Below are 24510 nucleotides of genomic sequence, written 5' to 3' on the forward strand. Positions count from 1 at the left end.
CGATCGCGGTCCGTTCCGGACTGGTTGAACGACACGCACCTTCGAAACCTGTCACACTCGTTGCCCCTTCTCAACGCATGCTCTCGCACGGCGTTTCCGGTGCACGCATCAGGGTCGTGAGCGCGTCACGAATGGAAAGCCCCGGCAGCGTTCAGTGCGGGATGGCCGCGAATTCACAAGGAAGCGGCGGCCTGCCGACAAACACCCTTGTCCGGATTTCGGGCAAAAGGTAACATGTTAGAATACCGATGAGCGAAACGACGGCCACAGATATGGAAACCTCCGGCACCGTTCGGCTGACACCATTGTCAGAGTACGAGGGCAGCCTATCGTCTCGCGTTTACATGAGCCTGAAAGACGCGATCCTGACCCTGGCTTACGAGCCCGGTGAAGTCTTGCGGAAAGCCGAGATTTGCGAACAGCTTGGAATATCCCGAAGCCCTGTTTCCGAGGCCGTGGCGAGGCTGGCCGCGGAAGGGTTGCTGAGGGTGATGCCGCAGTCGGGAACATATGTGGCTCAATTGTCGATGGACGAGGTTCGCGAAGGAGCTTTTATCAGGGAGGCTTTCGAGCTGGCGGCCGTCGAATATGTGGCCCGGATCATCACGGATGAGCAGATCACACTTTTGAGGCGAAACCTGAAGGTTCAGCAAGGACTTGTGGAGGATCAGGATATTCAGGGATTTTACAAGGCGGACACGGCGCTGCACAATCTGATTATGGGGTTTACCAACTTCAAACGCCTTGCCTCGATCGCGGAAACCAGCTGGTTGCACGTCAACCGTGCCCGCCAGCTTGTCCTGCCGAATCCGAGACGTGTTTCTGACACGCTGGATGAGCACACCACGATTGTCGACGCGCTCGCGGCGCGCGATCCGAACGCGGCCAGAGCCGCTACCGAATTTCACCTGGGCCAGCTCGTTCGTCACCTGGAAGCGGTTGAACGTGATCGGCCGGAGCTCTTTTCTCGATCATGACACGTCCCAACCGTCCCCGTTACGCAGCTCGTCTGAATGCCTTCAAACAACTCTCTCCAGGGTCCGACGTTCTCGATTGGATCGCTGCCGCCGGCAAGGTGGAAGGGCTAGGCGCGGCCGACCTGAACTATCCCGATCATTTTTCCAGACACGACGAAGACGCCGTCAGAGGCGCTTTGAATGCGGCGGAACTGGTACTGAATGGCATCGCCATGCGCTACTATTCCGAGCCTGCGTTCAAACTCGGGGCTTTCACCCACCCTGACCGATCGGTCCGTCAGGCCGCCATCGACATCACGAAGAGAGGCATGGATACGTGTGCCCGTATGGGCGGCAGGGTCGTCACGCTCTGGATGGGACAGGACGGGTTCGACTACGCCTTTCAGATGGATTATGCCCAAGCCTGGGATCACACGGTCCAGGCGATCCGGGACGTCTGTGCTCATAACCCAGATCTTGATATCGCCATAGAGTACAAGCCGAACGAACCGCGGGCGTTTGCCCTAATGCCGGACATCGGGACGACGTTGCTCGCCTGCAAGGAGGTGAATGCCGCCAATCTGGGTGTGACGCTCGATTTTGCGCATGTCCTTTATGCAGATGAAATGCCCGCCTGTTCGGCCGCCCTGATTGCGCGCCATTCCCGTATGATCGGACTGCACCTGAACGACGGCTACGGCAAACGTGACGACGGACTGATGGTCGGTTCCGTTCACGCCATCCAGACTGTCGAACTTCTGATCGCGATGCTGCGGGCAAACCAGACGGATGTGATCTATTTCGACACTTTTCCGGACATGGGCGGCCTGGACCCGATCGAGGAGGCGCGCACGAATGTCCTGATGACGGACCGGCTCCTTGACGTGGCCGACAGCCTGTCGGGAGACAGGGAACTCATGGACGCGATCAGCAGGCAGGATGCTGCAATCTCGCAGCGGATTGTTGCCCGAAAGCTCTACGGATCATGACGATCCTGGTCATCGGGGCACTGCATTGGGATGTCGTGGTGCACGCACCCCGGCTGCCGCACATCGATGAGACCCTGCAGGGCTCATCGGTCGCCTATCAGTTTGGCGGCAAGGGTGGAAATCAGGCCGTCGCAGCGGTCCTTGCCGGTGCGCAAGTCGCCTTCGCGGGGCGGATCGGATCAGACCAGGCCGGAGCCGAGATAAGACGCAGACTGATAGAGGCCGGCATCGATATCTCTGAACTGCAGATCGGGCCGGACGCTTCGGGAATGAGCGCCGCCATCGTCGACGGGGACGGAAACTACGGCGCTGTAATCGTGTCTGCCGAGAACCACAAGTTCGATGCGGATGTTTTGACCATCCCGAACGGATGCCGGATGGTGCTTGTGCAGAACGAAATGACGCAGACCGTGTTGCACAAGGTCAGGCAAAAGGCTCTTGACGCGGGTGTGCCTATCGTTTTCAACGCGGCCCCTGCGCGCGGCCTGACGGCTACGGACCTGGAAGCCATCGGCGTTCTGATCGTCAATCGCATCGAGGCGGCTGACCTGTTGGGATATGCCCCGGCGGATACGGATTGGGCGAACGCGGTCTGCGAACTTCACAACCTCGCCCCCGGATCGGATGTCATCGTGACCCTGGGAGGCGACGGTGTGATCTTCGCGCAAAAGGGCGGAACACCGGAACATCAACCTGCCAGGAAAACGACCGTCCGTTCAACGCATGGCGCCGGTGACGTTTTTGTCGGTGCCTTTGCAGCAGCCTACGTGGACGGCGCGCCTTTCGACACGGCCATCCGGAAGGCGCAGGCCGCCGCATGCCATCACGTGTCCGGGAACCGGTAGCAACGGACCGCTGTCCGTCCGGTCACGGAGCGTCCTCGCGTACCACCCCCCCATTCTTCAGGTCCGCCCAAAGAGCTTCGGGGATTACAGCGCTTTCCGCCCGGATGTTGCCTTCCATTTCGCTGACACCCTGTCCACCCGGGATGACGGAAATCACAGACGGATGCCGAAGCGGAAACTGAAAGGCGGCATCCACCATGCGCACGCCGTGACGTTCACAAATGCCCTGGATGACGCGGACCCTTTCGAGCACGTCTTCGGGAGCCGGGTCGTAGTTGTAGAATGCACCCGGTCTGGGACCGGTTGCCAGAATGCCCGAGTTATAGGGGCCGCCGATGACGACGCCGATGCCGCGCGCCTCGCAAAGCGGCAGGAAGCTGGTCAGGGCTTCCTGCTCAAGCAACGTGTATCTGCCCGCCAGGAGGAAGATGTCGAAATCGCCGCGCTCGGCCATCCACTGGCAAGGTTGCCATTCGTTTACACCGGCACCGAATGCCTTGATCGTTCCCTGATCCCTGAGCGAGAGCAACGCCTTGTAACCGCCATTCATGAACTCGTTCAGCTTGGCATCGAGCGTTTCCTGTGTACCATGATTGAAAATATCCAGATCATGCGCGAACAGGATGTCGATCCGGTCGATGCCCAGCCGCTCCAGACTGAATTCGATTGAGCGCATTACACCGTCATAGGTGTAGTCATAGATCTCGCGCCGCGCGGGCACGTCGAACCACTTTCCGAACCCGTCACGCTGTTCGGGCGGGGTCACCGTGAGGATCCTGCCGATCTTTGTGGACAGAACATAACTGTCCCGGTCCTTGCCGCGTAAAAACGGATTGAGCCGGGTTTCGGAAAGACCAAGTCCATAGAGCGGAGCGGTGTCGATGTAACGCACGCCGGCGTCCCAGGAGGCCGACAGTATCTCCTGTGCATCCGTGTCCGGGATTGCCCGATACAGGTTGCCGAGCGGCGCGGTTCCGAAGCCAAGTTGCGTTACGGTAACGCCCCCGTTACCGATCCTGTCCCAGTGTCGTGTCTGTAACGCCATACCGTGCCTCCTTTTAACTGACATGCTAGTATCAATTGAGCTAGACTGCACCCTCAAATTCGGCTGCAGGAAAGCGCGGAGGAAACTAAATGGCGAAATTCGAATCTGTTTTTGGAACACCCAAACCCGTCATCGCCATGGTTCATTTCGGGGCTTTGCCCGGAACACCGCTTTACGATGCGGAACGCGGGATCTCCGGTCTGATCAGCGACGCCGAAGCCGACCTTCTTGCTCTTCAGGCAGCGGGCGTCGACGCCGTCATGTTCGGAAACGAAAACGACCGCCCTTATGAGTTCGAAGTCGACACGGCAAGCACGACCACAATGGCCTATGTAATCGGCCGCCTCAGGGACCAGATTACCGTTCCTTTCGGGGTCAATGTCCTTTGGGATCCCAAGAGCACGGTCGCGCTTGCCGCCGCGTGCGGCGCCACATTCTGCCGCGAGATTTTCACCGGCACCTATGCCAGCGACATGGGACACTGGGCACCGGACGCCGGAGCGGCGCTGCGCTACCGGAAACGCCTGGATAAAGACGATCTCCTGATGCTCTACAACGTGTGCGCCGAGTTCGCCGACAGTCTCGACCGGCGTCCGCTTGCCGATCGTGCCCGCTCCGCGGTTTTTTCCTCAATCCCCGATGCCATTCTGGTGTCAGGTCAGATAACCGGTGAAGCGGCCCGCATGGAGGATCTCGAGGCCGTCAAGGACGCCCTGCCCGACACGCCCGTTCTGGCCAACACGGGTGTGAAAATTCACACGGTGGCAGACGTTCTTCGCATTGCGGATGGATGTGTCGTCGGCTCAAGCCTGAAAGTTGACGGCAACACCTGGAATCCGGTCGACCCGGATCGCGCCAAGCAGTTCATGGACCGTGCGAGGGCCGCACGATGATCGGTGAGGACCTTCAGGCACTCGTCATGATCCCCGGGCTGTCCGGGCACGAGGAACGCGTTGCCAGCGAGATTGCAGCCAGAATGCCGGTCCCGTGCAGGACGGACCGTCTTGGCAACCTGATTGCGACTTTCCAGGGCACCGGTCCCTCGGTGATGCTTTTTACCCATATGGATCAATTGGGGTTTGTCGTCAGAAAGGTAGAGGAAAACGGCCTGATCAGGGTTCAGAGGCTCGGCGGTGTGCCTGAGCGTGCGCTGCTCTCGCAAGCCGTGGTCTTGAGCGCAAAAACTGGCAAGGACATCCCCGGTGTCATTGCCAACAAGAGCCATCACGCCACACAGCCGGACGAAAAATACACCGTCCCCAAGACGGCGGACCTTTTCATCGATGCGGGCTACACGAGCAAGGCGTCGGCGGAGGCGGACGGTATCCGGATCGGGACACCGGTCACATACGCACCCAATTTCATGCAGCTTGCCGAGGGGCGCATTGCAGGCACGGCAATAGACGACAGGGCCGGATGTGCGGTGCTTCTGGACGTTGCCAGGTCACTTGCCGCGCGGCAGGACGGCCCCACCGTCCATGTGGTGTTTTCCACGCAGGAGGAGTTCAACCTGCGTGGTGCCGTCGTGGCTGCGCAGAGCCTGAAGCCTGACATCGCCATACAGGTTGACCTCATGCTGGCCTGTGACACGCCGGATATGACCGATCTGGGCGAGATGCGCCTCGGCGGCGGACCCGGGATCAGCCTTTACAGTTTTCACGGCCGCGGGACGCTGAACGGCGTCCTGCCGCATCCAGCGCTTGTCACCGTCTTCGAAAGCGCCGCTGCGGAACTTCAGATGCCGCTCCAGCGTTCCGCGCAGGTGGGCGTTCTGACCGACCTCAGCTATGTACAACTGGTCGGAGAAGGCGTCGCGTCAATCGATGTCGGATTTCCCATGCGCTACAGCCACTCCTCGCTGGAAGTGTGCCAGATCAGCGACCTTGAGGATCTCGCCAGGCTTTTGTGCGCCGCTCTTGGAGAAATTACGCCTGAGACAAAACTGGAGCGTGGCGCATGACCTATACCCTTGGCGTTGACATCGGCACCTATGAAACCAAGGGCGTTCTGGTTGATGCGACCGGAAACGTTGCCGCCACGGCCCGTCATGCCCACGAAATGACCGTGCCGCAACCGGGATGGGCAGAACACCGGCCGGAGGAAGACTGGTGGGGCGATTTCGTCACCGTGACCCGCGACCTCATCCGGCAGTCGGGCATTGCCGGCGATCAGATCAAATGTGTCGCCTGTTCGGCGATCGGTCCGTGCATGTTGCCGGTCGGCGAGCAGGGTGCCCCGCTGATGAACGGTGTCCTTTACGGGGTCGACACCAGAGCGATGCGTGAAGTCTGCGACCTTACGGACCGGATCGGGGACGATGTCCTGCTTGAGCGTTGCGGAAACTCGCTTACGTCGCAGTCGGTCGGTCCGAAGATCCTGTGGCTGAAAAACACGCGCCCGGAGATTTATCAAGCGGCACACAAGATACTGACTTCGACCAGCTTCATCGTTCACCGGCTCACCGGTGAATATGTGATCGACCACTACACGGCTGCAAACTTTTCACCGCTCTATGACGTGACCACGCAGGACTGGTGCTTCGACCTTGCCCCGGAGATCCTGCCACCGGACAAGCTGCCGAGATTGCTCTGGTCGTCCGAAATTGCCGGCCACGTAACATCGGCAGCCGCTGCGGCAACAGGTCTTGCCGAAGGCACGCCGGTCACTTCGGGTACAATAGACGCGGCCGCGGAAGCCCTCAGCGTCGGCGTCCGGTCGAACGGCGACATGATGATGATGTACGGTTCGACCATCTTCATCATCACGTTGACCGAAAACCGCGTGCAGGATGGACGGCTCTGGTATGCACCCTGGCTGTTTCCCGGTCAGCATGCGTCGATGGCCGGGCTTGCGACATCCGGTACGCTGACCCACTGGTTTCGTGACCAGTTCGCACGCGAGTTACCGAAGGAAGACGCATTCTCGACGCTTGCGCGGGAAGCCGAGGCCATTGCGCCCGGCGCGGACGGACTGCTCTTTTTGCCCTATTTTTCCGGTGAGCGGACACCTCTGCACGATCCCCATGCCAAAGGAACCTTCTTCGGACTGAACCTGACCCATACGCGTGGACACGTGTACAGGGCCCTTCTTGAGGGGATCACGTTCGGAACGGCCCACGTCGTCGAAACGTATCGCGAGGCCGGCGTGGAACCGGCACGCATTCTCGCGGTCGGTGGCGGCACCAAGAACAGCATTTGGCTCCAGGGTACGTCCGATACGTCCGGATTGAGCCAGATTGTCTGTCAGAAAACGGTCGGGGCGAGCTACGGGGACGCCTTTTTGGCGCGGCTGGCGATCGGCGAAGCGCAGATAGACGACATTGCCACGTGGAATCCGGCCTCGCAGACGATCCACCCGAACGACGTTCCTGGCTACCGCAAGGCCTATCCGCTCTTCCGCCGGCTCTACGAGCAGACCAAGGATATCGCCGCCGAACTCGGCTAGCAGGTCACGCGGTTCGAACAGAAGCTGCCGGTGCCGGTTATTTCACCGCGCCGGCAGCCATGCCCTTGATGATGAAGCGCTCCAGCGCGATCCCGATGATGATCAGCGGCAAAATAGCCGCGAAGCTGAGCGCTGCCATCGACCACCAGCTTATGCCCTGCGATCCGGTCTGGCTCGCGACCATCACCGGCAGGGTCGTTGCGTGGCTTGAGGTCAGGAGGGCCGCAAAGAAATATTCGTTCCAGGTCAGGACAAGCGACAGGATAAATGACGCGACCATGCCCGGTGCCGCGATGGGCAGAATGATCGTCAGGAACGCGCCCCATATCGACAAGCCATCGACGAGCGCCGCCTCTTCAAGTTCGGTCGGAATGGAACCGAACTGATCGCGCATGATCCAGATCACGATGGGCAGGACGGTCAGTGTGTAAAGCAGGATGAGGCCGATGCGCGTATCCAGCATTGCCAGCGATTTGTAGAGCACCAGGAAAGGAAGTGCGAGCACGACCGGCGGCAGGATCAGCTGGCTCAGGAAGAAGAACGAAATGTCCGGGTTGCGCATGAAGCCGAAACGGTAGTTGAACCGGGACAGACCATACGCCGTCATGCTGCCCAGCACGACCGCGAGCGTCGAGGCGGAGACCGCGACAACAGTTGAATTCCAGAACCTCTTCAGGAACTCCTCGCGAACCGTGCTTTCATTGGCGATGGTGTCGGGCGAAAGTCCGAGGGAGCGCCAACCGAGCCACTTCGGGATGTAATCCCACCATGGCACCATGTTCCCCTTCATGACATCGGGTGCCATCTTGAAGCTCGTCGTGATCGTCCAGTAGATCGGAAAGATCGAAATGAACGCCCAGACGATCAGGATACCGTAGATCAGAATTCGTCCCGATATCCGTTTCGCCCTGAATGTCCGGTCGGCCTCTGTGTCGTGGAAAATCTGGGTCGTCATCTCAGTACCTCGGGCGCATCCAGCGGTCGGCCGCCTTGATCAGAAGGGTCATGGCGATGACGATGATGACCAGATAGACAATCGCAAGCAGCGTTCCGTATCCGACATTGGACCGGTCGCGATATTCCCGGAAGATGAAGCTGGTCACGCTGTCCGTCGCCCCGCCGGGACCGCCGGACGTGACGTTGATGATGATGTCCGCAAGCTTCAGTTTGAAGATGATCCGGATCAGGATCGCGGTGATGGAAACCGGCAGCATGAGCGGGAACGTCACTTCCCAGAACTGGGTCCAAGCGCCCGCGCCATCAACGCGCGCAGCCTCGTTGAGCTCTCGCGGGATTGCCTGCAATCCTGCCAGTATCATGATCATCATGAAGGGAATGTAGGTCCAGGCATCCATCAGCATGATCATCAGCTGGGCAATCTCGGGAGACGAAAAGAACGAGGGATTTTCCACGCCCAGCTCCCGCAACAGTCTGGCCACCGGCCCGAACCTGTTTTCCAGCATCGACTTCCCGATCATCCAGGACACCGCGACGGGAGACAGCATCAGCGGCAGCAGGAATGCCACCCGAAAGAACTTGCGTGCCCGGATTTCCGCGTTGAGAAGCAGGGCAAGACCGAACGCGATGGCATATTCCACGATGATCGCGAGGGTATACCAGACCATGTTGCGCAGCGCGTTCCAGTAGAACGGGTCGTCCCACATCTGTCGCAGATTGTCTATGCCGTTGAATTTTCGTCCGTCGGGGGATGCAAGGTTCCAGTCGGAAAACGCGATGACCAATCCGAACAGAAGCGGAAAGACCACCATGGAGACCACGAACAACGTGGCCGGAAGCACAAACAGCGTCCGCTTGCCATGCTCTCCACGGGTAATCACCTGCGACGCGCACAGGCATATGCCCCAGAAAATATAGGCATAAAGTGTTGGCCGCCAGTTCGCGAACCCCAGGTCTATCCAGCCGCTTTGGTCAGCCGCCTGTAGAATTGCGATAAATGCCAACAGGCCTGCGGATCCCCAGACCAGGATTTTCCCGAAACGCTTGCGTTGTTCGGAGATATCGTCGGCGGTCACAACATGAAGCCGATCGCCTTCGGAACTCATTAATGTCTCGCCCCGCCTCTGTAGGATTTGCGGGCAGGCACCGAGCGCCTGCCCGCATGTTCACGTCAAAGTCCCAGCGAAGCCTTGTACAGCTTGATCTGGTTCTCCCGGCCGATCTGGTCCGTGATCTTTTCCCAGGCGGCCGCAATTGCATCGCCGATTTCCTGAGCCGATCCGTACTGTCCGGCATAGCCTTTGGCCAACTCGTCCTCGGCCACCGAATAGTATTGGAAGATACCCGGGATCCGCGGTTCGATGGCCGCATTGGGGTGATTGTAGCTGTCGGCGTTCGAGCCAAGATAGTCTTCGATATAGGCACGATCGTACCCGGCCGCTTCCCACTCGTCGAACTGGAAGTGTGAGTTGCGGTACGGCTGGAAGCCGGACGGATAGGCAGACATCCACAGGCTGATATCCTTGCCGCCAAGATGAGCCGCTGCGCTCCAGGCCGCCTTGCGCTTCTTCTCGTCGCCCGACACCCGCTTGGTGACATAAATGCCCCAGCCGAGATAGGCCATGTTCGGCGCTTCGTTGTAGGTCTCTTCCCAGGCACCCGTCTTGCTGTTGTAAACGCGGTCCGAGCCCGGATTGATCCCGAAACCGACAACGTCGCCAACGACCGAGGTGTCGGATGTGCGCGCACTGGATCCGATATCGCCCCACCACATCAGCATCGAACCTGTTCCTGCAAGGAACTGCTGGAAGCCGGTCGTTCCCGGATCCGCATTGATCTGATCTGCCGGATAGGCACCGGCTTCAATAAGATCGAGAACATCCTGGATCGCCTGTACCCAGGCCGGATTGTTGACGCGCGGTTTCATGGTGTCCGGATCGAACAGCCAGGCCGGGTCATCCGGGTGCTTGGCATAGACTGCGGCGCGGTTCTCCAGGAAATAGAAGCCGAAACCGCCCCAGCCTTTCAGCGGGTCGAGATACCCGTGAGCAGGCAGCCCGGTCAGAGGATCTTCCTTGCCGATCAGGGCCTTGGTCACGGTGTTGACATCCTGCCAGGTCCTGGGAACGGACGCCCCGCCTATCGCTCCGTCACCGAAGTAATCGGTCCGGTACGCGAAGGTGTGGCAATCGCCGTCGATGGTGACCCGGTATTTCTTTCCATCCCACGTGCCGACCGGCGGCTTGAGATAGCTCACCAGATCTTCTGCATCGATCTGCTCTTCAACCCAGTCCGGCATTTCGTCGAGAAGACCCTTGCCGGCCGTGTCGCCCTCGAACGGCGCGCCCATCTCGATAATGTCGAAGTCCACGGTTCCGGTCGCAATCGCCTGCTGCAGACGCGGATTGTAGTCCGCCTGTGCAAGGTCAACCCAGTTGATCTTCGCCCCTGTGTAGGCTTCCCACGGCTTCAGAAAACCCCGGAAAAGGAAATTGTGGAGGTTCTGGTTGTTGAGTCCCATGAATGTCAGCTCGACACCCTCGAACTCGCCTTCCGCGACGCGCTCCTTGGTCGGGCCGAGGCACATCTCGCCGACTTTCTGCCAGTCGGCGTCCGTGGGCGAGCCTTGACCGACGCCCGGGATCTTAAGAATTTCAGCGCGCAGATCCGACTGGGCCCTGGCTGCACTGAAAGGGATACCGGTCGCTACCGAGCTCATGGCGGCAATCGCGCCGACGCTTGCAGCGCCCTTGAGCAAACCGCGCCGGTTTAGCTGACGACGCATAATCGTATTGTAATCACTAACTTTCACGTCACTTCCTCCCACTACACTTCAAGTTGGCCAACCCCTGCAAAGGCACCCTTTTTGCCGGGTGCTCTCCTCGAAAACAGGCGGGTCTTATCCAATCGGAGCAGACTTCCGACGGGTAACGTCCCAATTCGCGTACGTGCTGTCAAGTAGCTAACATGTTAGTAAGGTCAGAGGTGGACAAATTCCTGCCAATAAGCTACCCGGTGAAGAGGGTAGGATCGGCTTTGTGAGGCTCAATGGCTGAAGTCGCTGTCAAGCAAGTGCGCAAGAGTTATGGCGATACCGAGGTTATTCACGGTATCGACGTGGATATCACGGACGGCGAATTCGTGGTCCTCGTCGGACCGTCGGGGTGCGGGAAATCGACCCTCTTGCGCATGATCGCCGGATTGGAGGAAATCACATCCGGCGACATTCACATCGGCGAGCGCCGGGTCAATCATTTGCCGCCTAACCAGCGCGACATCGCCATGGTGTTTCAGTCTTATGCGCTTTACCCGCACAAGACGGTTGAGGCGAATATGGGCTTTTCGCTCAAGCTGAAAAAAATGGACAAGGCGGCAATCAAGAAGCGTGTGGCGGATGCCGCTGAAATTCTCGGTCTTACACCCTATCTCGGGCGCTATCCGCGCGCCCTGTCGGGAGGACAGCGGCAGCGGGTTGCGATGGGCCGCGCGATCGTTCGCGATCCGCAGGTGTTTCTGTTCGACGAACCGCTCTCGAACCTGGATGCCAAACTGCGCGTGCAGATGCGCACGGAAATCCGCGAATTGCACCAGCGTTTGCAGACCACAACCATCTACGTCACGCATGACCAGATCGAAGCCATGACCATGGCCGACAAGATTGTCGTGCTGAACGGCGGCAATGTCGAGCAGATCGGAAGCCCGCTGGATCTGTACGACCGGCCCAAAAACAGTTTTGTCGCCAGTTTCATCGGCTCGCCGGCGATGAATCTCTTTGATGGAAAAATAGAAAAGTCCGGCGCGGACAACGCTCAGGTTTCTGTCGGCGGAACCGTGCTTGACTTGCCTGGGTTCAATGACCTGGAACCTGGCCGTCCGGTAAGGCTGGGCGTTCGTCCGGAGCACCTGCAGTTGGCCGAAACCGGTCTGCCGGCAACAGTAAGGGTTGTCGAGCCGACCGGCCCGGAAATTCATGTCGTGTTCCAGTTCGGGGCCGGCGAACTGACGGCGGTTTTCAGGGAACGGCATGCACTGTCCACGGGGGACCGGGTCCATCTCGGGATCGATACAAACCACTTTCACCTGTTCGGTGCCGATGACGGACTGAGGATCGAACCGTGAGGAACAGTCGACTCCAGGACAGACGATAGTCCAGAGTTGGTCCGTGAAGCCGCAGAGACGGGTATCTGCAGAGAGGAGCCAGGAATGCTGAAAGGGATTGATCCGAGACTGAACGCCGATGTGTTGCATTGCTTGCGGGCCATGGGTCATGGAGATGCGATCGTCATTTCCGACACGAATTTCCCCTCCGACAGCGTTGCCAGAAACACGGTTTACGGCTCCCTGCTGCGGATGGAAAATCTCAGTGCCGCCGAAGCGATCGAAGCGATCCTGTCCGTGCTCCCGCTCGATACGTTTGTCGATGATTTCGCGATGCGGATGGAAATCGTCGGTGCGCCGGACGAAATCCCCGAGGTTCAAAGCGAAGTCCAGAAGAAGATCGACACGGCCGAAGGCGGCTCGCGTCCCATGATCGGTGTCGAACGCTTCGCATTCTATGATCTGGCGCGCCAGAGCTATGCCGTGATCCAGACGGGAGAGCGGCGCTTTTACGGATGCTTCGTGTTGCGCAAGGGTGTCGTGGGACCGGATCAATGAGTTTGGATATCGTCATACTGGGTGTCTTTGTTGCAGACACCGCCTACCGGGCGGCCCGGCCACCCAGAATGGGTGAAACCATTTTGGGAAAATCCTTCGCTCTCGGACCGGGCGGGAAAGGCTCCAACCAGGCGGTTGCCGCCGGCATGGCCGGTGCCAGTGTCGGCATGTTGACCAGGCTCGGGATGGACCCTTTCGCGGACATGGCGCTTGCAACATGGTCGAAGGCCGGGGTGACATCGCTGGCCTCACAGCACGAGGACGGCTACACCGGCGCCGCCTATATCTTCATTGATGATGCCACCGGCGACAACGCCATCATCGTGTGCCCGGGCATCGCGGCCAGCCTAGGGCCGCATGACGTCGATGCCCAGAAAGAGGCACTCAAGACCTGTAAAGTCTTCCTCACGCAGCTCGAGCAACCGCTGGAGACCGCAGAATATGCGTTGGATGTGGCCAGGAATGCCGGTGCGACAACGATCCTGAATCCGGCACCGGCGGCCGAGTTGCCCGACTCCATGCTTGCGCTTTGCGACTATGTCACACCGAACGAATCCGAGACCGAGGCCATCACCGGGCTGAGCGTACAGAGCGTTGAAGACGCCACGAAGGCGGCCGCGGAGCTGATCAGGCGCGGCGCAAGGGCTGCCATTGTCACGCTCGGCGAAAACGGATGTCTCTATCACGACGGCGCTGAGGCGACACATGTTCCCGCCATGTCCGCCGGACCCGTCCTGGAGACCACCGGTGCCGGCGACGCATTCAACGGCGGTTTCGCGGCCGGCCTGGCGCAGGAAATGTCGCCCATCGAGGCGATCCGGTTCGCAACGGCAACCGCATCCATTTCCGTCACGAGACCCGGAACAGCGCCCTCTATGCCCGCTCGTGCGGAAATCGAGGACCTGCTAAGGCAAAATCCGGGATAACCGTACCTGGCCGGCGCCTGATAGACCTTGAGGAAGTCCCTCTGTCCGTCGGCAGAACAGCGCCTTTGGGTGCCGGCCCCTCTCAAAAGCATTGACCTATATGTAATCGAACGCCCATTCGTTGTAGCCCTGGGTGCCGCGATACCAAAGCACCTTGTCCGTTTCGCTTTCGCCGTGGTTCCACAAGTGCTTCTGCCCCCGGTTCATGGCGTCTCGCACAACCGCCCGCCGCTTCTGGCTGAGAAGAATGGCATCGGTCAATGCGGCCTCGTCCCACTTGGTGCGGGCTTCCTCCTGGAAAGCCTCAACAAGTTCCTGATGCGGTTCGGAACGGGCGAGATTGGTCCGTTCGTGGGGATCTTCGGCAAGATCGAACAGCATGATGCCGTCGTGAGATGACTGGATGAATTTGTACGTTCCCCTCCGGATCATGAAAATAGGCGCGGGCGTCGCTTCAGCCAGGTACTCCGCATAGACGGTGCGCTGCGGCGGCGGATTTCCCCTGTCGAGGAGGCTCAGCAGATCTGCGCCCTCGAGCGGTTCGACCGGCTCGCCTGCGCCGGCCAGAGCGCAGAAGGTTGGCAATAGGTCAACCAGCGACGTCAATTCGCCCACCCGCTGCGCGTTCAGCCACGGTGCCTGGACGATCAGTGGAACGCGTAAGGCTTTTTCAAAGAAGTGTTTCTTGAACCACATGCCCCTCTCGCCGAGCATTTCACCATGATCGGACGTGAACACAATCACGGTGTTGTCCGCAGCGCCGGTGGCCGCAAGGGCGTCGAGAATGCGGGAGATCAGGCTGTCGAGATAGCTGATGGAACCGTAGTAGGCGCGAATGGCGCGGCCGACATCCTCATCCCGGAAACGGATCCCGAGCATACCGAAATCCTTCAGAAGACGCACCGAATGCGGATCGTGCTCCTGCTCGCTGAGCGCCGGGATCCGGGGCATCGGGATTTCCTTGCCCTCATAGAGATCCCAGAATTCCTTTCGGCACAGGTAAGGTTCATGCGGGTGCGTATAGGAGACCTGAAGGAAAAACGGGCGCTCGTCGTCCGAGCGGGCGATGTCGAAGATATGCTGAACCGCCTTGAAGGTGACCTCCTCGTCGTAGTCGATCTGAACGGACCGTTCACAGATGCCGGCAATCCGAACCGCGCGGTCATCGTTCGTGTCCCTCTTGCCTTCGTTCTGCCAGTTTGGAACCCAGGCAAAATCAGCCGGATAGAGATCGGCGGTGAGGCGCTTTTCAAAGCCGTGAAACTGGTCCGGCCCGATAAAGTGCATCTTGCCCGACAGGGCCGTCTGGTAACCGGCGACCCGCAGGTAATGGGCATAGGTGGGAATCTCGGCGGAAAATTCAGCCGCGTTGTCATAGGCGCCAACGGCGGAGCAGAGTTGACCGGTTGCCATTGAAAACCGCGACGGTGCGCAGAGCGGAAAGTTGCAATAGGCGTTTTCAAAAACGACGCCTGTCTCTGCAAGCCTGTCCAGTGTCGGCGCATGGCAGATCTCGTCCCCGTAGGCACGCAGGGACGATGCTGTGAGCTGGTCAACCTGAAGGAACAGGATGTTGGGTTGTTTTTTCATTTGCGGACCAATGCTCTGACAGCCCCGACCGGGCCGGTTTCGTACCACTTCTGATGATTGCGCGCGCGAGCGGATTGGCCGAAACTTTGCGACACCCGGTCGATGACAATCGCCAGGAAAACGATGCCGAGCCCACCGACGGTCGCAAGCCCCATGTCCAGCCGGCCAATGCCCCGCAGCACCATTTGTCCGAGCCCGGTGACCGAAATCATCGACGAGACGACCACCATGGACAGCGCCATCATGATGGTCTGGTTGACCCCTGCCATGATCGTGGGAAGGGCAAGAGGCAGCTCCACCTTGTAGAGCGTCTGGCGATTTGACGCGCCAAAGGCCCGGGCCGCTTCGACCATGTCGGGGCGAACCTGCCTGATGCCGAGATTGGTGAGGCGGACGACCGGTGGCAGCGCGTAGATGAAGGTCACGATGACCCCGGACACGTTGCCGATCGAAAACAGCATCACGATCGGCACGAGATAGACGAAGGACGGGATGGTCTGCATCAGGTCCAGAACCGGTTGGAGAACCATCCAGAACCGGTCGCGCTTGGCGGCAAGAACGCCCAGCGGAATACCGATCAGGGAGCAGAACACGACACATGTCAGAACGATCGACAGCGTCGTCATGCTTTCTTCCCAGGCCCCCATCAGCCCGATCGCAGTCATGCAGGCGGCCGCGATGATGCCCAGCCTGCGGCCACCGGCCTGCCAGGCGATCAGCACGATCAGCGCCAGCACCAGGAGATCCGGGGCTTCGGTCAATCCGTCCTCCAGCGCCGTCAGCACCAGGTCGAACGGCACCTTGATCGCCTGAAAGACGAAACGGAAATTCGCAACGACCCATTGCAGCGCGGTTTCGACCCAGACACCGACCGGCACCCATTCCGTGTCGAAGATGTTCCACAGATCCATCGTCGCCTCTCCTCGGCTCTAGCCGCGCAGCGCCTTGAGCGCCGCAGTTATTGTGATCAATCCGACCGGGACGTCCTCGGTGTTCGTTACCGTTACCGGTGACTGATCCTCCATGAAGGCATCGATGATCTCGCCCAGTTCAACGTCCGTACGAACCTGCTTGGGCGTCGGCGCACGGCCGTCGAGCGGTTCCATGATCGTTTCGGCGCGCACCAGGCCAACGCGGCTTATGCCCTTGACGAAGTCAGCGACATAATCGTCTACCGGGTTTGTCACGATCTCCTCCGGCGTGCCGATCTGGACGATCTCGCCATCGTTCATGATCGCGATGTGGTCGCCCATCCTGATCGCTTCATCCAGATCGTGGGTGATGAACAGCGTCGTTTTGTGCATGTGCTCCGAAAGACTGAGGAACTGATCCTGCAACTGGCGCCGGATAAGCGGATCGAGCGCTGAAAACGGTTCGTCCATCAGCAGGATTTCCGGGTCCGCTGCGAGCGCGCGCGCAAGTCCCACTCTTTGCTGCATGCCGCCCGACAGCTGGTCGGGATAGTGGTCGATCCAGCCGCGGAGCTCCATGGCCTCCAGGGCCGTTTCCGCTGCCTTTCTCCGATCCGCCAAAGGCACGCCGCGCACCTCCAGGCCGAAACCGACGTTTTCTCCCAGGGTCCTGTGCGGCCACAGCGCCATGTGCTGGAACACCATTCCGATGGTTTCCGCACGCAGCTGGCGCAGGTCCGACTCGATCATCGTGTCGACCCGCTTTCCGGCAACGTGAATCTCGCCGGAGGTCGGCTCGATCAACCGGTTTACGTGACGGACCAGGGTTGACTTTCCCGACCCGGACAAACCCATGATGCAGAAGATCTCGCCCTTCCTGACGGAAAAACTCGCATTGCGGACCCCGAGCACACAGTCAAAGCGGTCACGCACCTCTTCTTTTGAAAGGCCTTCGGCAAGAACGGCCTTCATGGCCTCGTCGGAACGTTTGCCGTAGATCTTCCACAAATCCCGGCACTCGATCTGCGCATCGCTCATGACAGCAGTCCCTTGCAGAAAAACGGGCGAGGCAAGTGCCGCGCCCGGAAGGTGGGGAGGGATGTCAGTTCGCTTTCGCCGCTTCCGCGACCCAGCCGTCGAATTCCGCCTGATTGGCCTTGACCCAGTCCTCGGCGTGGCGGCGGAAGTCTTCGAGCGTATTCTCACCGTCCCGGAGCTTGACCTGGGCTGCGTTCACCGCGGAGATCGGGATCTCGACAAGTTCAAAAAACTTTGCGGCCGCCGGATTGTCCTCAAGGAAATCATTGTTCGCGACGATGTAGACGTCATTGACGGCAAAGCCGGCATCAAAATCGCCATTCGACGGAACCCCGATCTGTACGACATCGTCGCCCGGAACAAGGACGTCGCTGATCCAGTTGGGTGTCCACGTGTAATAGAGAATGGAGCCGCCCTCGTTGTAGCGCGTGATCGTGTCGGCCATGATCGCGAAGTAGCTGCCCTGGTCGTGCTGCACTGTATCGCGCAGGTCGTAATCGTCCAGGTGCTGTTCGATCGCCAGTTCACAGCCCCATCCCGGATTGCAGCCTGAAAGATTGGCGCGGCCGTCGCCGTCGCTGTCGAATATCCCGCTGACCGCGGCATCCTTGAGCTGGCCGATGTCCTTGATCCCGTGTTCTTCGGCCGTTTTCCTGTCGATGAAGTATCCCTGCCCGGCACCGGTGATCGAGGCCTTGACCCGGGTCATGACCCCCTCGCCGCCGGACTTGTCGAAGAAGTTGTTGTGCAGCGGTTTCCAGTGGTTGAACGTATAGTCTGCATCGCCCGATGCCACCGCGAGATGCACGGCGGGGAAATCCGCTTCAAGCGTCTCTTCGACATCGTAGCCCAGGGCTTCGAGACCCAGTTGAACCACCATGTGCTGAAACCAGGCATTCGCCGGCGATCCCTTGATCGGCGACACCGACACGCCCTTTCCGGGCATGTCCTGCGCCGTTGCCGGAATCGCAGTCGTCAACGCCACTGCTAGAATCAAGTTTGACAGCTGTCTCATATTCTCCTCCCAAAAAGGCGAGCGAACCTTCCTCGAAACCTATGTTCGATCCCCGCGATCCGTTTGTGAAGTTCCAAAATCCGGTTCAAACTGTTAGCCTGCGTGTTATGGGAAATTTACGCAAAACTCTGACAAAACTGCCGCATCTCATTACATTTGAGGCAGTTTGCAGAAACGAAAATTTTACACGTGCTGCTGAAGCTCTTGGCATCACGAGGGTGTCGGTCAGCCGTCAAATCGCGGAACTGGAAGAACAGCTCGGTGTCCGCTTGTTTCACCGAAGCCACCGGAAAGTGGTGCTGACCCAGCCAGGACGCATGCTGGAGGCGGAGGTCTGCCCCGCCCTCCACCAGATCGCGGGAGCGCTCAACAACGTGTCGGCAGTTTCGGGCCGCACCCGGTTGACGGTCACGACCACCTCGGCGTTCTCGACCTATTGGTTGATGCCGAGGTTGGTGAACTTCAACAACCTTCATCCCGAGATCGAATTGAACCTCGTCGTTTCCGACCGCATGCTCGATCTGGCGGCGGAGAGTGTGGACGTCGCCATCCGCTATGCCAGGACACCGCCTCCCTGGGACAACGTGACGAGGTTGTTGCGCGAAAGGATTTTCCCGGTCGTCAGTCCGAAATACATCGCACGGACCAAGCTTGCGACGCCGGAGGACCTGTTAAGCGAAAACCTGCTTCATCTCTCCGGCATCTATCGTCCCGGTGCGCGCTGGCCAAACTGGTTCCGCCTGAACGGTCTGAATGCGCCGCCCGAGGCGAGCGGCGTCGTGATGAACACCTACATCAACATGCTGCAGGCCGCCATCGCCGGTCAGGGCATCGCGCTTGCCGGCTATCCGCTTGTCGACACGTATCTGGCCGACGGTTCGCTCCGAAAACTGACGGGTTTCCTTGAACATGACCGGGACTACTTCTACCTGATCGACACCACCAAGAACCGGAAAGACGCACGCATGTTTTGCGACTGGATCTTGGCAGAGACTGACACGCACTAGATCAGCAATCGCTGTCAGGACGACGGCAAGAGCTTCCCAGCTGAATGTGTTCCGGAAGCGAAGCGATCAAGGGTCCCGGCAACTGCCTTGTTAATGAGGCCGTACCCTAACCCGGGTCCTGCTCTGCGTTGACGTGCCGAAGAACTTCCCGCGACACGATCCGCGCGGCTGCGGTTTGCACCTGGCCCTTGCGGGTCAGGAAGGAATAGGTTTCCACGGAGAGAGGCAGGTCGGTCTGCAGGATGGCAAGCGAGCCGGGCGAGCCGTCCGGCAACATCGCGAAACTGTCCGCAACCGACCGGGCGACGGGTCCGATGGCGTTCGAGCGCTGAATGGTCGCAAGCGTGAACAGGAAAGAGGACGTGGTCAGGATCTTGGTCGGCAGCTGAAGCCCCATATCCCGAAGCGCGCTTTCCGCCGTCGTCCGGATGGGCGCACCAACCGGTGGAAAGACCCAGTCGAAACCCAGAAGGGCATGTGAAGGAATCGGAGCCGGATGACGGATCAGGGGATGATCCAGCCGCGCGACCATACAGGCCGGCTCCCGCCGCAAAGGCTGTTCGTCGAAGAGGTCGGGGTCGGCATCCAGGGGCACGCGGCTCAGCGAAAAATCGAGCCGCCCTTCCTCAAGCATGGGTGCCAGAACCCTGCTTGGTCCGATTTCGACTGAAACGGAAATCTCCGGGTAGCTCAACCGGATGTGACGGATGGCAGGCAAGACATACTCCACCGCGGGCCCGGTGACCGACCCGATATGCACCTGCCCTCTTTGCCCCGAAACGTGATGTTCGATATCGACCGCGGCGTCGGTCAGTTCCTGAAGCACCCGGACGCAGCGTTCCCCAAGATTACGGCCGACCTCTGTCAGCTCAATGCCACGCCCGCTTCGCACATAGACTTCCGCGTCCGCGACATGTTCGATTTCCGTCATCAGGCGTGAGGCTGCAGGCTGCGTTATGCCCAATGCGGCCGCGGCATCCGTCAGGCGGCTCTGCCGGCTGAGTTCGGCCAGCAGCCGCAGATGGGAAATTTTCATGCCGCGCCGCAACAGATCCAGGGCCAAACCTGATCCTCCATAAACATACCAATTTTAATAAGTATTGATAGCAAATGATGATTTGACCGTCATGTGTCTTTTCGCAAGTTTGAAAACGGCATTTCCGGATGCCTCATCAATTTTGCGGTCGGACTTATACCGGCCAGGGAGGAACACATGAATTTCTTTTCCAAGGCGCTGATTGCAGTCGCCGCGACGGCAACGCTGATGTCCGGCACGTCTTTCGCCTCAGACAAGGGGGCGGTCGGCATCGCCATGCCGACCAAGTCCTCCGCCCGCTGGATCTCTGATGGAAACTCCATGGTCGAACAATTCACGGCGGCAGGCTATTCGACCGATCTGCAATATGCGGAAGATGACATTCCCAATCAGCTGGCACAGATCGAAAACATGATCACCAAGGGTGTTGATGTGCTGGTGATCGCGGCAATCGATGGAACCACGCTGTCCAACGCGCTGGAAAACGCGGCAGCATCGGGGATCAAGGTCATTGCCTATGACCGGCTGATCCGCGACAGCGGCAATGTCGACTACTATGCGACGTTCGATAACTTCAAGGTCGGTGTTCAGCAGGCCACGTCGCTGGTCAACGGCCTGAAAGAGCGCTTTGGTGACGGTCCTTACAATGTCGAGCTTTTCGGCGGATCGCCGGACGACAACAACGCCTATTTCTTCTATGACGGCGCGATGTCGGTCCTGCAGCCAATGATTGATGCTGGCACGGTCAACATCGTATCCGGGCAGATGGGCATGGACACCGTCGGCACCCTTCGCTGGGACGGCGCTGTTGCCCAGGCGCGCATGGACAATCTTCTGTCCGCGCACTACACGGACAAGCAGCTCCACGGTGCACTCAGCCCTTATGACGGCCTTTCCATCGGCATCCTGTCGTCACTCAAGGGTGTCGGCTACGGATCCGGCGATCTCAAGATGCCGATCGTTTCCGGACAGGACGCAGAGATCCCGTCGGTAAAGTCCATTCTTGCCGGCGAGCAGCATTCGACCGTCTTCAAGGACACGCGTGAACTGGCCCGTGTCACGGTCGGCATGGTCGAAGCCATCCTCAATGACGGCGAGCCCGAAATCAACGACACCAAGACCTATGACAACGGGATCAAGGTTGTTCCGTCCTATTTGCTGGAACCGGTCGCGGTCGATGCTTCCAACTGGGAAGATGTCCTCATCGGCAGCGGTTACTACACGGCTGATCAAGTCAAGTAAGTCTGGTCCGGCAAAAGACCCGTCCACAACACACCAGTTGCGGGCGGGTTTTTGGAATTTTGGAGAGCGGAGCAGATGGCACTCCTGTCCATGCAGAACATCAGCAAGACCTTCCCGGGCGTGAAAGCGCTCGATCAGGTCAACCTGGATGTGCAGCAAGGTGAGATCCACGCCGTCGTCGGTGAGAACGGCGCGGGCAAATCGACACTCATGAAAATTCTCTCCGGCGTTTATCCGCACGGAAGCTATGACGGAAAAATCCTGTTCGGCGGCGCGGACGCGAAATTCGCCGGAATCTCGGACAGCGAGCGCGAAGGCATCATCATCATTCACCAGGAACTGGCGCTCGTGCCCCAGCTCTCCATTGCGGAGAATATCTTTCTCGGCAATGAACGCGCAAGGAGCGGTGTCATCGACTGGCGGGAAACCAACCGCAGAACGGAAGACCTCCTTGCGAAAGTCGGATTGGCCGAAGCGCCCTCCACGCTGGTCGACAATATCGGGGTCGGAAAGCAGCAGCTTGTGGAGATCGCCAAGGCGCTTTCCAAGGACGTCAAGCTTCTGATCCTGGACGAGCCCACAGCCGCGCTTCAGGAAAATGACAGCCGCAAGCTCCTGGACCTTATGCTGGAACTCAAGACGCAGGGCGTCACCAGCATCATCATTTCGCACAAGCTGAACGAGGTCCGCTACGTGGCGGACACCGTCACCGTCATTCGCGACGGCATGACCGTTTCACGCCTCGATGCCAAGGCTGGTCTGAGCGAAGACGCCATCGTGCGAGACATGGTGGGCCGGGACATGACGCATCGCTTTCCGGAGCATCGGCGCAGTCCCGGCAAGATCCTGCTGGAGGTCGAAAACTGGAATGTCTGGCATCCGGAGCATACCGGGCGCCAAGTGATCAGAAATGCCTCCTTTAACGTCCGCTCCGGCGAGGTTGTCGGCATCGCCGGTCTCATGGGGTCCGGGAGGACCGAGCTTGCCATGTCGATTTTCGGCCGCTCCTACGGCCGGAACATCTCGGGCTCGGTGAAGCTGAACGACAATGAAATCGACGTCAGCACCGTCGACAGGGCGATCAATGCCGGCATTTCCTATGTCACGGAGGATCGCAAGTCGCTCGGTCTCGTGCTTGAGGAGAGCATCCGCTTCAACACCACCCTGGCAAACCTTGACGACGTATCATCGGGCTCTGTTCTGAAGAAGAACGAGGAAACCCGCATTGCCGAACGGTTCAGGCAGGCGCTCGCGATCCGCACGCCTTCGGTCTTTCAGAAGACCATGAACCTGTCCGGCGGCAACCAGCAGAAGGTTGTGCTGGCGAAGTGGCTTTTCACGGAACCGGAAGTCCTGATCCTCGATGAACCGACCAGGGGCATCGATGTGGGCGCAAAATACGAGATCTACACCATCATCAATGATCTGGCGGACCAGGGCAAAGGCGTCGTCATGATCTCCTCCGAAATGCCGGAACTGCTCGGAATGTGCGACCGGATATACGTCATGAACGAAGGTGCGCTCGTCGGTGAACTGAATGCCGCCGATGCGAGCCAGGAGCGCATCATGTCGCTCATCGTCAACGAATAGAGTTTCAATATGGACCTGGCACAAAGCGATACCAATCCCGCCCCGCAGGCAAAGACCAAGAGCATAGGTCAATACCTCTCTTCGCACTTGCGGCAATACGGTCTCCTGTTCGCGCTCATTGCGGTTATGGCGTTTTTCCAGATCGTCACCGACGGTACGTTGCTGCGCGCGGTCAATGTCACCAATCTTCTGCTGCAGAATTCCTACATCATCATCATGGCGCTCGGCATGCTGATCGTCATCGTGTCCGGAAACATCGATCTTTCGGTCGGTTCGGTCATGGGCTTCATCGGTGCATTGGCCGCCGTCATGATCGTCAACATGGACGTGTCGGTCCCGTTGACCATCATCGTATGTCTCGTCGTCGGGGGGCTCATCGGAGCAGCGCAAGGGTATTGGGTGGCCTATTGGAAAATTCCATCCTTCATCGTCACCCTCGCCGGCATGCTGGTTTTCAGGGGCCTGTCGCTCTGGTTGCTGGAAGGACAGTCGGTCGGCCCCTTCCCGAAGGAGTTCCAGATCCTGGCGACCGGCTTCGTCCCGGACATCTTCCCGGTGAGCTGGGGTGACTCGCTGGCCGGCATGCTTGAGATGCGGCGCGTGAAACACGTCAACATGCTGGCGCTCTTCACCGGTGTTGCAGCTGCAGCGATGATTGTCTGGATCGGATTGCGTCAGCGCGCGCAGAACCGGCTTTACGGCATCGAAGACGAACCGAAGGTGTTCTTCATTGCGCGCAATGTCATCGTGGCCGCTGCGCTTATCTTCGTCATGTACAAGCTGTCGCTGTTCCGCGGACTGCCCAACGTCTTGATCACCATGGGCGTGCTGACGATCATCTATGCCTTTATCACGGAATCGACCACGGTCGGCCGTCGCATCTATGCGCTTGGCGGCAACGAGAAGGCCGCCAAGCTCTCGGGCATCAAGACGGAGCGGCTGACGTTCCTGGCCTTTACCAACATGGGCGTTCTGGCGGCCGCGGCTGGCCTTGTCTTTGCCGCCCGCCTGAACACGGCAACACCGAAGGCCGGATTTGCCCTGGAACTCGACGTCATTGCCGCGGTCTTCATCGGTGGTGCATCCATGTCCGGTGGCGTCGGCACCATCATCGGTGCGGTTGTCGGCGCGTTTCTCATGGGCGTCCTGAACAACGGGATGTCCATCATGGGCATCGGCATCGACTACCAGCAGATGATCAAGGGTCTTGTCCTGCTCGCAGCCGTGATTTTCGACGTCTACAACAAGAACAAGCAAGGATAG

Annotated in this window: 22 protein-coding genes; 13 read left to right on the top strand and 9 right to left on the bottom strand. The window is 59.3% G+C overall.

The window, feature by feature from the left end:
* The first annotated feature begins 248 nt into the window (after positions 1–248).
* From RBB49_RS04565 to RBB49_RS04575, 3 genes are read left to right on the top strand one after another with little or no spacing between them, the layout of a single operon-like run.
* Entirely contained in the window at positions 249–977 is a 729-nt protein-coding gene (locus RBB49_RS04565) for a GntR family transcriptional regulator (protein ID WP_306141503.1), read from the top strand.
* Complete coding sequence (locus RBB49_RS04570; RefSeq protein ID WP_306141504.1) at positions 974–1945, top strand: TIM barrel protein; 972 nt, start codon at positions 974–976, stop codon at positions 1943–1945. Before RBB49_RS04565 ends, RBB49_RS04570 begins: the two co-directional genes overlap by 4 nt.
* Positions 1942–2790: a PfkB family carbohydrate kinase gene (locus tag RBB49_RS04575; RefSeq protein WP_306141505.1), complete on the top strand. Its 849-nt coding sequence runs from the start codon at positions 1942–1944 to the stop codon at positions 2788–2790. Before RBB49_RS04570 ends, RBB49_RS04575 begins: the two co-directional genes overlap by 4 nt.
* A gap of 22 nt (positions 2791–2812) precedes the next feature.
* On the opposite strand, the gene RBB49_RS04580 is transcribed toward RBB49_RS04575, so the two are convergent.
* On the bottom strand, positions 2813–3835 hold the full coding sequence (locus tag RBB49_RS04580; protein WP_306141506.1) for an aldo/keto reductase: 1023 nt from the start codon (positions 3833–3835) through the stop codon (positions 2813–2815).
* A gap of 89 nt (positions 3836–3924) precedes the next feature.
* On the opposite strand from RBB49_RS04580, the gene RBB49_RS04585 reads away from it, so the two are divergent.
* Genes RBB49_RS04585 through RBB49_RS04595 form a run of 3 tightly spaced genes read left to right on the top strand, consistent with a single transcriptional unit; the run spans position 3925 to position 7279 of the window.
* Complete coding sequence (locus tag RBB49_RS04585) at positions 3925–4728, top strand: BtpA/SgcQ family protein (protein ID WP_306141507.1); 804 nt, start codon at positions 3925–3927, stop codon at positions 4726–4728.
* Positions 4725–5795 carry a M42 family metallopeptidase gene (locus tag RBB49_RS04590; protein WP_306141508.1) on the top strand — a complete coding sequence of 357 codons (1071 nt, stop codon included), beginning with the start codon at positions 4725–4727 and terminating at the stop codon, positions 5793–5795. The genes RBB49_RS04585 and RBB49_RS04590 overlap by 4 nt, the downstream gene beginning before the upstream one ends.
* Positions 5792–7279, top strand: coding sequence for an FGGY-family carbohydrate kinase (locus RBB49_RS04595; RefSeq protein WP_306141509.1), 1488 nt, complete (start codon positions 5792–5794; stop codon positions 7277–7279). Before RBB49_RS04590 ends, RBB49_RS04595 begins: the two co-directional genes overlap by 4 nt.
* A gap of 37 nt (positions 7280–7316) precedes the next feature.
* Here RBB49_RS04595 and RBB49_RS04600 read toward each other — a convergent pair whose 3' ends face one another.
* From RBB49_RS04600 to RBB49_RS04610, 3 genes are all read right to left on the bottom strand, one after another.
* Positions 7317–8234, bottom strand: coding sequence for a carbohydrate ABC transporter permease (locus tag RBB49_RS04600; protein ID WP_306141510.1), 918 nt, complete (start codon positions 8232–8234; stop codon positions 7317–7319).
* A 1-nt stretch (position 8235) separates the two neighbouring features.
* Positions 8236–9342, bottom strand: coding sequence for a carbohydrate ABC transporter permease (locus RBB49_RS04605; protein ID WP_306141511.1), 1107 nt, complete (start codon positions 9340–9342; stop codon positions 8236–8238).
* Positions 9343–9407: 65 nt separating this feature from the next.
* Positions 9408–11048, bottom strand: coding sequence for an extracellular solute-binding protein (locus RBB49_RS04610; RefSeq protein ID WP_306141512.1), 1641 nt, complete (start codon positions 11046–11048; stop codon positions 9408–9410).
* Positions 11049–11284: 236 nt separating this feature from the next.
* Here RBB49_RS04610 and RBB49_RS04615 point away from each other — a divergent pair, with 236 nt between their 5' ends.
* The 3 genes from RBB49_RS04615 (at position 11285) to rbsK (ending at position 13818) form a co-directional block, all read left to right on the top strand.
* Complete coding sequence (locus tag RBB49_RS04615) at positions 11285–12355, top strand: ABC transporter ATP-binding protein (RefSeq protein ID WP_306141513.1); 1071 nt, start codon at positions 11285–11287, stop codon at positions 12353–12355.
* A gap of 84 nt (positions 12356–12439) precedes the next feature.
* A complete protein-coding gene (locus RBB49_RS04620) occupies positions 12440–12892 on the top strand; it encodes an RbsD/FucU family protein (protein ID WP_306141514.1) in 453 nt (150 codons plus the stop codon).
* The gene (gene rbsK, locus RBB49_RS04625; protein WP_306141515.1) at positions 12889–13818 is read left to right on the top strand and encodes a ribokinase; all 930 of its coding nucleotides are present in this window, start codon (positions 12889–12891) and stop codon (positions 13816–13818) included. Before RBB49_RS04620 ends, rbsK begins: the two co-directional genes overlap by 4 nt.
* A 96-nt stretch (positions 13819–13914) precedes the next feature.
* On the opposite strand, the gene betC is transcribed toward rbsK, so the two are convergent.
* From betC to proX, 4 genes are all read right to left on the bottom strand, one after another.
* Positions 13915–15408: a choline-sulfatase gene (betC, locus tag RBB49_RS04630; protein ID WP_306141516.1), complete on the bottom strand. Its 1494-nt coding sequence runs from the start codon at positions 15406–15408 to the stop codon at positions 13915–13917.
* Positions 15405–16319 (bottom strand): proline/glycine betaine ABC transporter permease, encoded by a 915-nt coding sequence (locus tag RBB49_RS04635; protein ID WP_306141517.1) that lies wholly within the window; start codon positions 16317–16319, stop codon positions 15405–15407. Before RBB49_RS04635 ends, betC begins: the two co-directional genes overlap by 4 nt.
* Positions 16320–16337: 18 nt before the next feature.
* Positions 16338–17357 carry a glycine betaine/L-proline ABC transporter ATP-binding protein gene (locus RBB49_RS04640; RefSeq protein ID WP_306141518.1) on the bottom strand — a complete coding sequence of 340 codons (1020 nt, stop codon included), beginning with the start codon at positions 17355–17357 and terminating at the stop codon, positions 16338–16340.
* A 64-nt stretch (positions 17358–17421) separates the two neighbouring features.
* Entirely contained in the window at positions 17422–18372 is a 951-nt protein-coding gene (gene proX / locus RBB49_RS04645) for a glycine betaine/L-proline ABC transporter substrate-binding protein ProX (protein WP_306141519.1), read from the bottom strand.
* Positions 18373–18479: 107 nt separating this feature from the next.
* Here proX and RBB49_RS04650 point away from each other — a divergent pair, with 107 nt between their 5' ends.
* Positions 18480–19379, top strand: coding sequence for a LysR substrate-binding domain-containing protein (locus RBB49_RS04650; protein ID WP_306141520.1), 900 nt, complete (start codon positions 18480–18482; stop codon positions 19377–19379).
* A 106-nt stretch (positions 19380–19485) separates the two neighbouring features.
* Here RBB49_RS04650 and RBB49_RS04655 read toward each other — a convergent pair whose 3' ends face one another.
* Positions 19486–20442, bottom strand: coding sequence for a LysR substrate-binding domain-containing protein (locus RBB49_RS04655; protein WP_306141521.1), 957 nt, complete (start codon positions 20440–20442; stop codon positions 19486–19488).
* 150 nt (positions 20443–20592) lie between these two features.
* Between RBB49_RS04655 and chvE the strand changes: the two genes are divergently transcribed.
* The 3 genes from chvE to mmsB all read left to right on the top strand — a co-directional run bounded on the left by chvE (position 20593) and on the right by mmsB (position 24510).
* Positions 20593–21657 (top strand): multiple monosaccharide ABC transporter substrate-binding protein, encoded by a 1065-nt coding sequence (gene chvE, locus RBB49_RS04660; RefSeq protein WP_306141522.1) that lies wholly within the window; start codon positions 20593–20595, stop codon positions 21655–21657.
* A 75-nt stretch (positions 21658–21732) separates the two neighbouring features.
* Positions 21733–23247, top strand: coding sequence for a multiple monosaccharide ABC transporter ATP-binding protein (mmsA, locus tag RBB49_RS04665; protein ID WP_306141523.1), 1515 nt, complete (start codon positions 21733–21735; stop codon positions 23245–23247).
* Positions 23248–23256: 9 nt separating this feature from the next.
* Positions 23257–24510: a multiple monosaccharide ABC transporter permease gene (gene mmsB / locus RBB49_RS04670; protein ID WP_306141524.1), complete on the top strand. Its 1254-nt coding sequence runs from the start codon at positions 23257–23259 to the stop codon at positions 24508–24510.

The organism is Roseibium sp. MMSF_3412 (assembly GCF_030733265.1).
GTDB lineage: Bacteria > Pseudomonadota > Alphaproteobacteria > Rhizobiales > Stappiaceae > Roseibium.

Excerpts from the sequence above, each read along its gene's own strand:
- RBB49_RS04565 (WP_306141503.1), top strand. The coding sequence starts at position 249 with ATGAGCGAAACGACGGCCACAGATATGGAAACCTCCGGCACCGTTCGG.
- RBB49_RS04570 (WP_306141504.1), top strand. The coding sequence starts at position 974 with ATGACACGTCCCAACCGTCCCCGTTACGCAGCTCGTCTGAATGCCTTC.
- RBB49_RS04575 (WP_306141505.1), top strand. The coding sequence starts at position 1,942 with ATGACGATCCTGGTCATCGGGGCACTGCATTGGGATGTCGTGGTGCAC.
- RBB49_RS04580 (WP_306141506.1), bottom strand. The coding sequence starts at position 3,835 with ATGGCGTTACAGACACGACACTGGGACAGGATCGGTAACGGGGGCGTT.
- RBB49_RS04585 (WP_306141507.1), top strand. The coding sequence starts at position 3,925 with ATGGCGAAATTCGAATCTGTTTTTGGAACACCCAAACCCGTCATCGCC.
- RBB49_RS04590 (WP_306141508.1), top strand. The coding sequence starts at position 4,725 with ATGATCGGTGAGGACCTTCAGGCACTCGTCATGATCCCCGGGCTGTCC.
- RBB49_RS04595 (WP_306141509.1), top strand. The coding sequence starts at position 5,792 with ATGACCTATACCCTTGGCGTTGACATCGGCACCTATGAAACCAAGGGC.
- RBB49_RS04600 (WP_306141510.1), bottom strand. The coding sequence starts at position 8,234 with ATGACGACCCAGATTTTCCACGACACAGAGGCCGACCGGACATTCAGG.
- RBB49_RS04605 (WP_306141511.1), bottom strand. The coding sequence starts at position 9,342 with ATGAGTTCCGAAGGCGATCGGCTTCATGTTGTGACCGCCGACGATATC.
- RBB49_RS04615 (WP_306141513.1), top strand. The coding sequence starts at position 11,285 with ATGGCTGAAGTCGCTGTCAAGCAAGTGCGCAAGAGTTATGGCGATACC.
- RBB49_RS04620 (WP_306141514.1), top strand. The coding sequence starts at position 12,440 with ATGCTGAAAGGGATTGATCCGAGACTGAACGCCGATGTGTTGCATTGC.
- rbsK (WP_306141515.1), top strand. The coding sequence starts at position 12,889 with ATGAGTTTGGATATCGTCATACTGGGTGTCTTTGTTGCAGACACCGCC.
- betC (WP_306141516.1), bottom strand. The coding sequence starts at position 15,408 with ATGAAAAAACAACCCAACATCCTGTTCCTTCAGGTTGACCAGCTCACA.
- RBB49_RS04635 (WP_306141517.1), bottom strand. The coding sequence starts at position 16,319 with ATGGATCTGTGGAACATCTTCGACACGGAATGGGTGCCGGTCGGTGTC.
- RBB49_RS04640 (WP_306141518.1), bottom strand. The coding sequence starts at position 17,357 with ATGAGCGATGCGCAGATCGAGTGCCGGGATTTGTGGAAGATCTACGGC.
- proX (WP_306141519.1), bottom strand. The coding sequence starts at position 18,372 with ATGAGACAGCTGTCAAACTTGATTCTAGCAGTGGCGTTGACGACTGCG.
- RBB49_RS04650 (WP_306141520.1), top strand. The coding sequence starts at position 18,480 with ATGGGAAATTTACGCAAAACTCTGACAAAACTGCCGCATCTCATTACA.
- chvE (WP_306141522.1), top strand. The coding sequence starts at position 20,593 with ATGAATTTCTTTTCCAAGGCGCTGATTGCAGTCGCCGCGACGGCAACG.
- mmsA (WP_306141523.1), top strand. The coding sequence starts at position 21,733 with ATGGCACTCCTGTCCATGCAGAACATCAGCAAGACCTTCCCGGGCGTG.
- mmsB (WP_306141524.1), top strand. The coding sequence starts at position 23,257 with ATGGACCTGGCACAAAGCGATACCAATCCCGCCCCGCAGGCAAAGACC.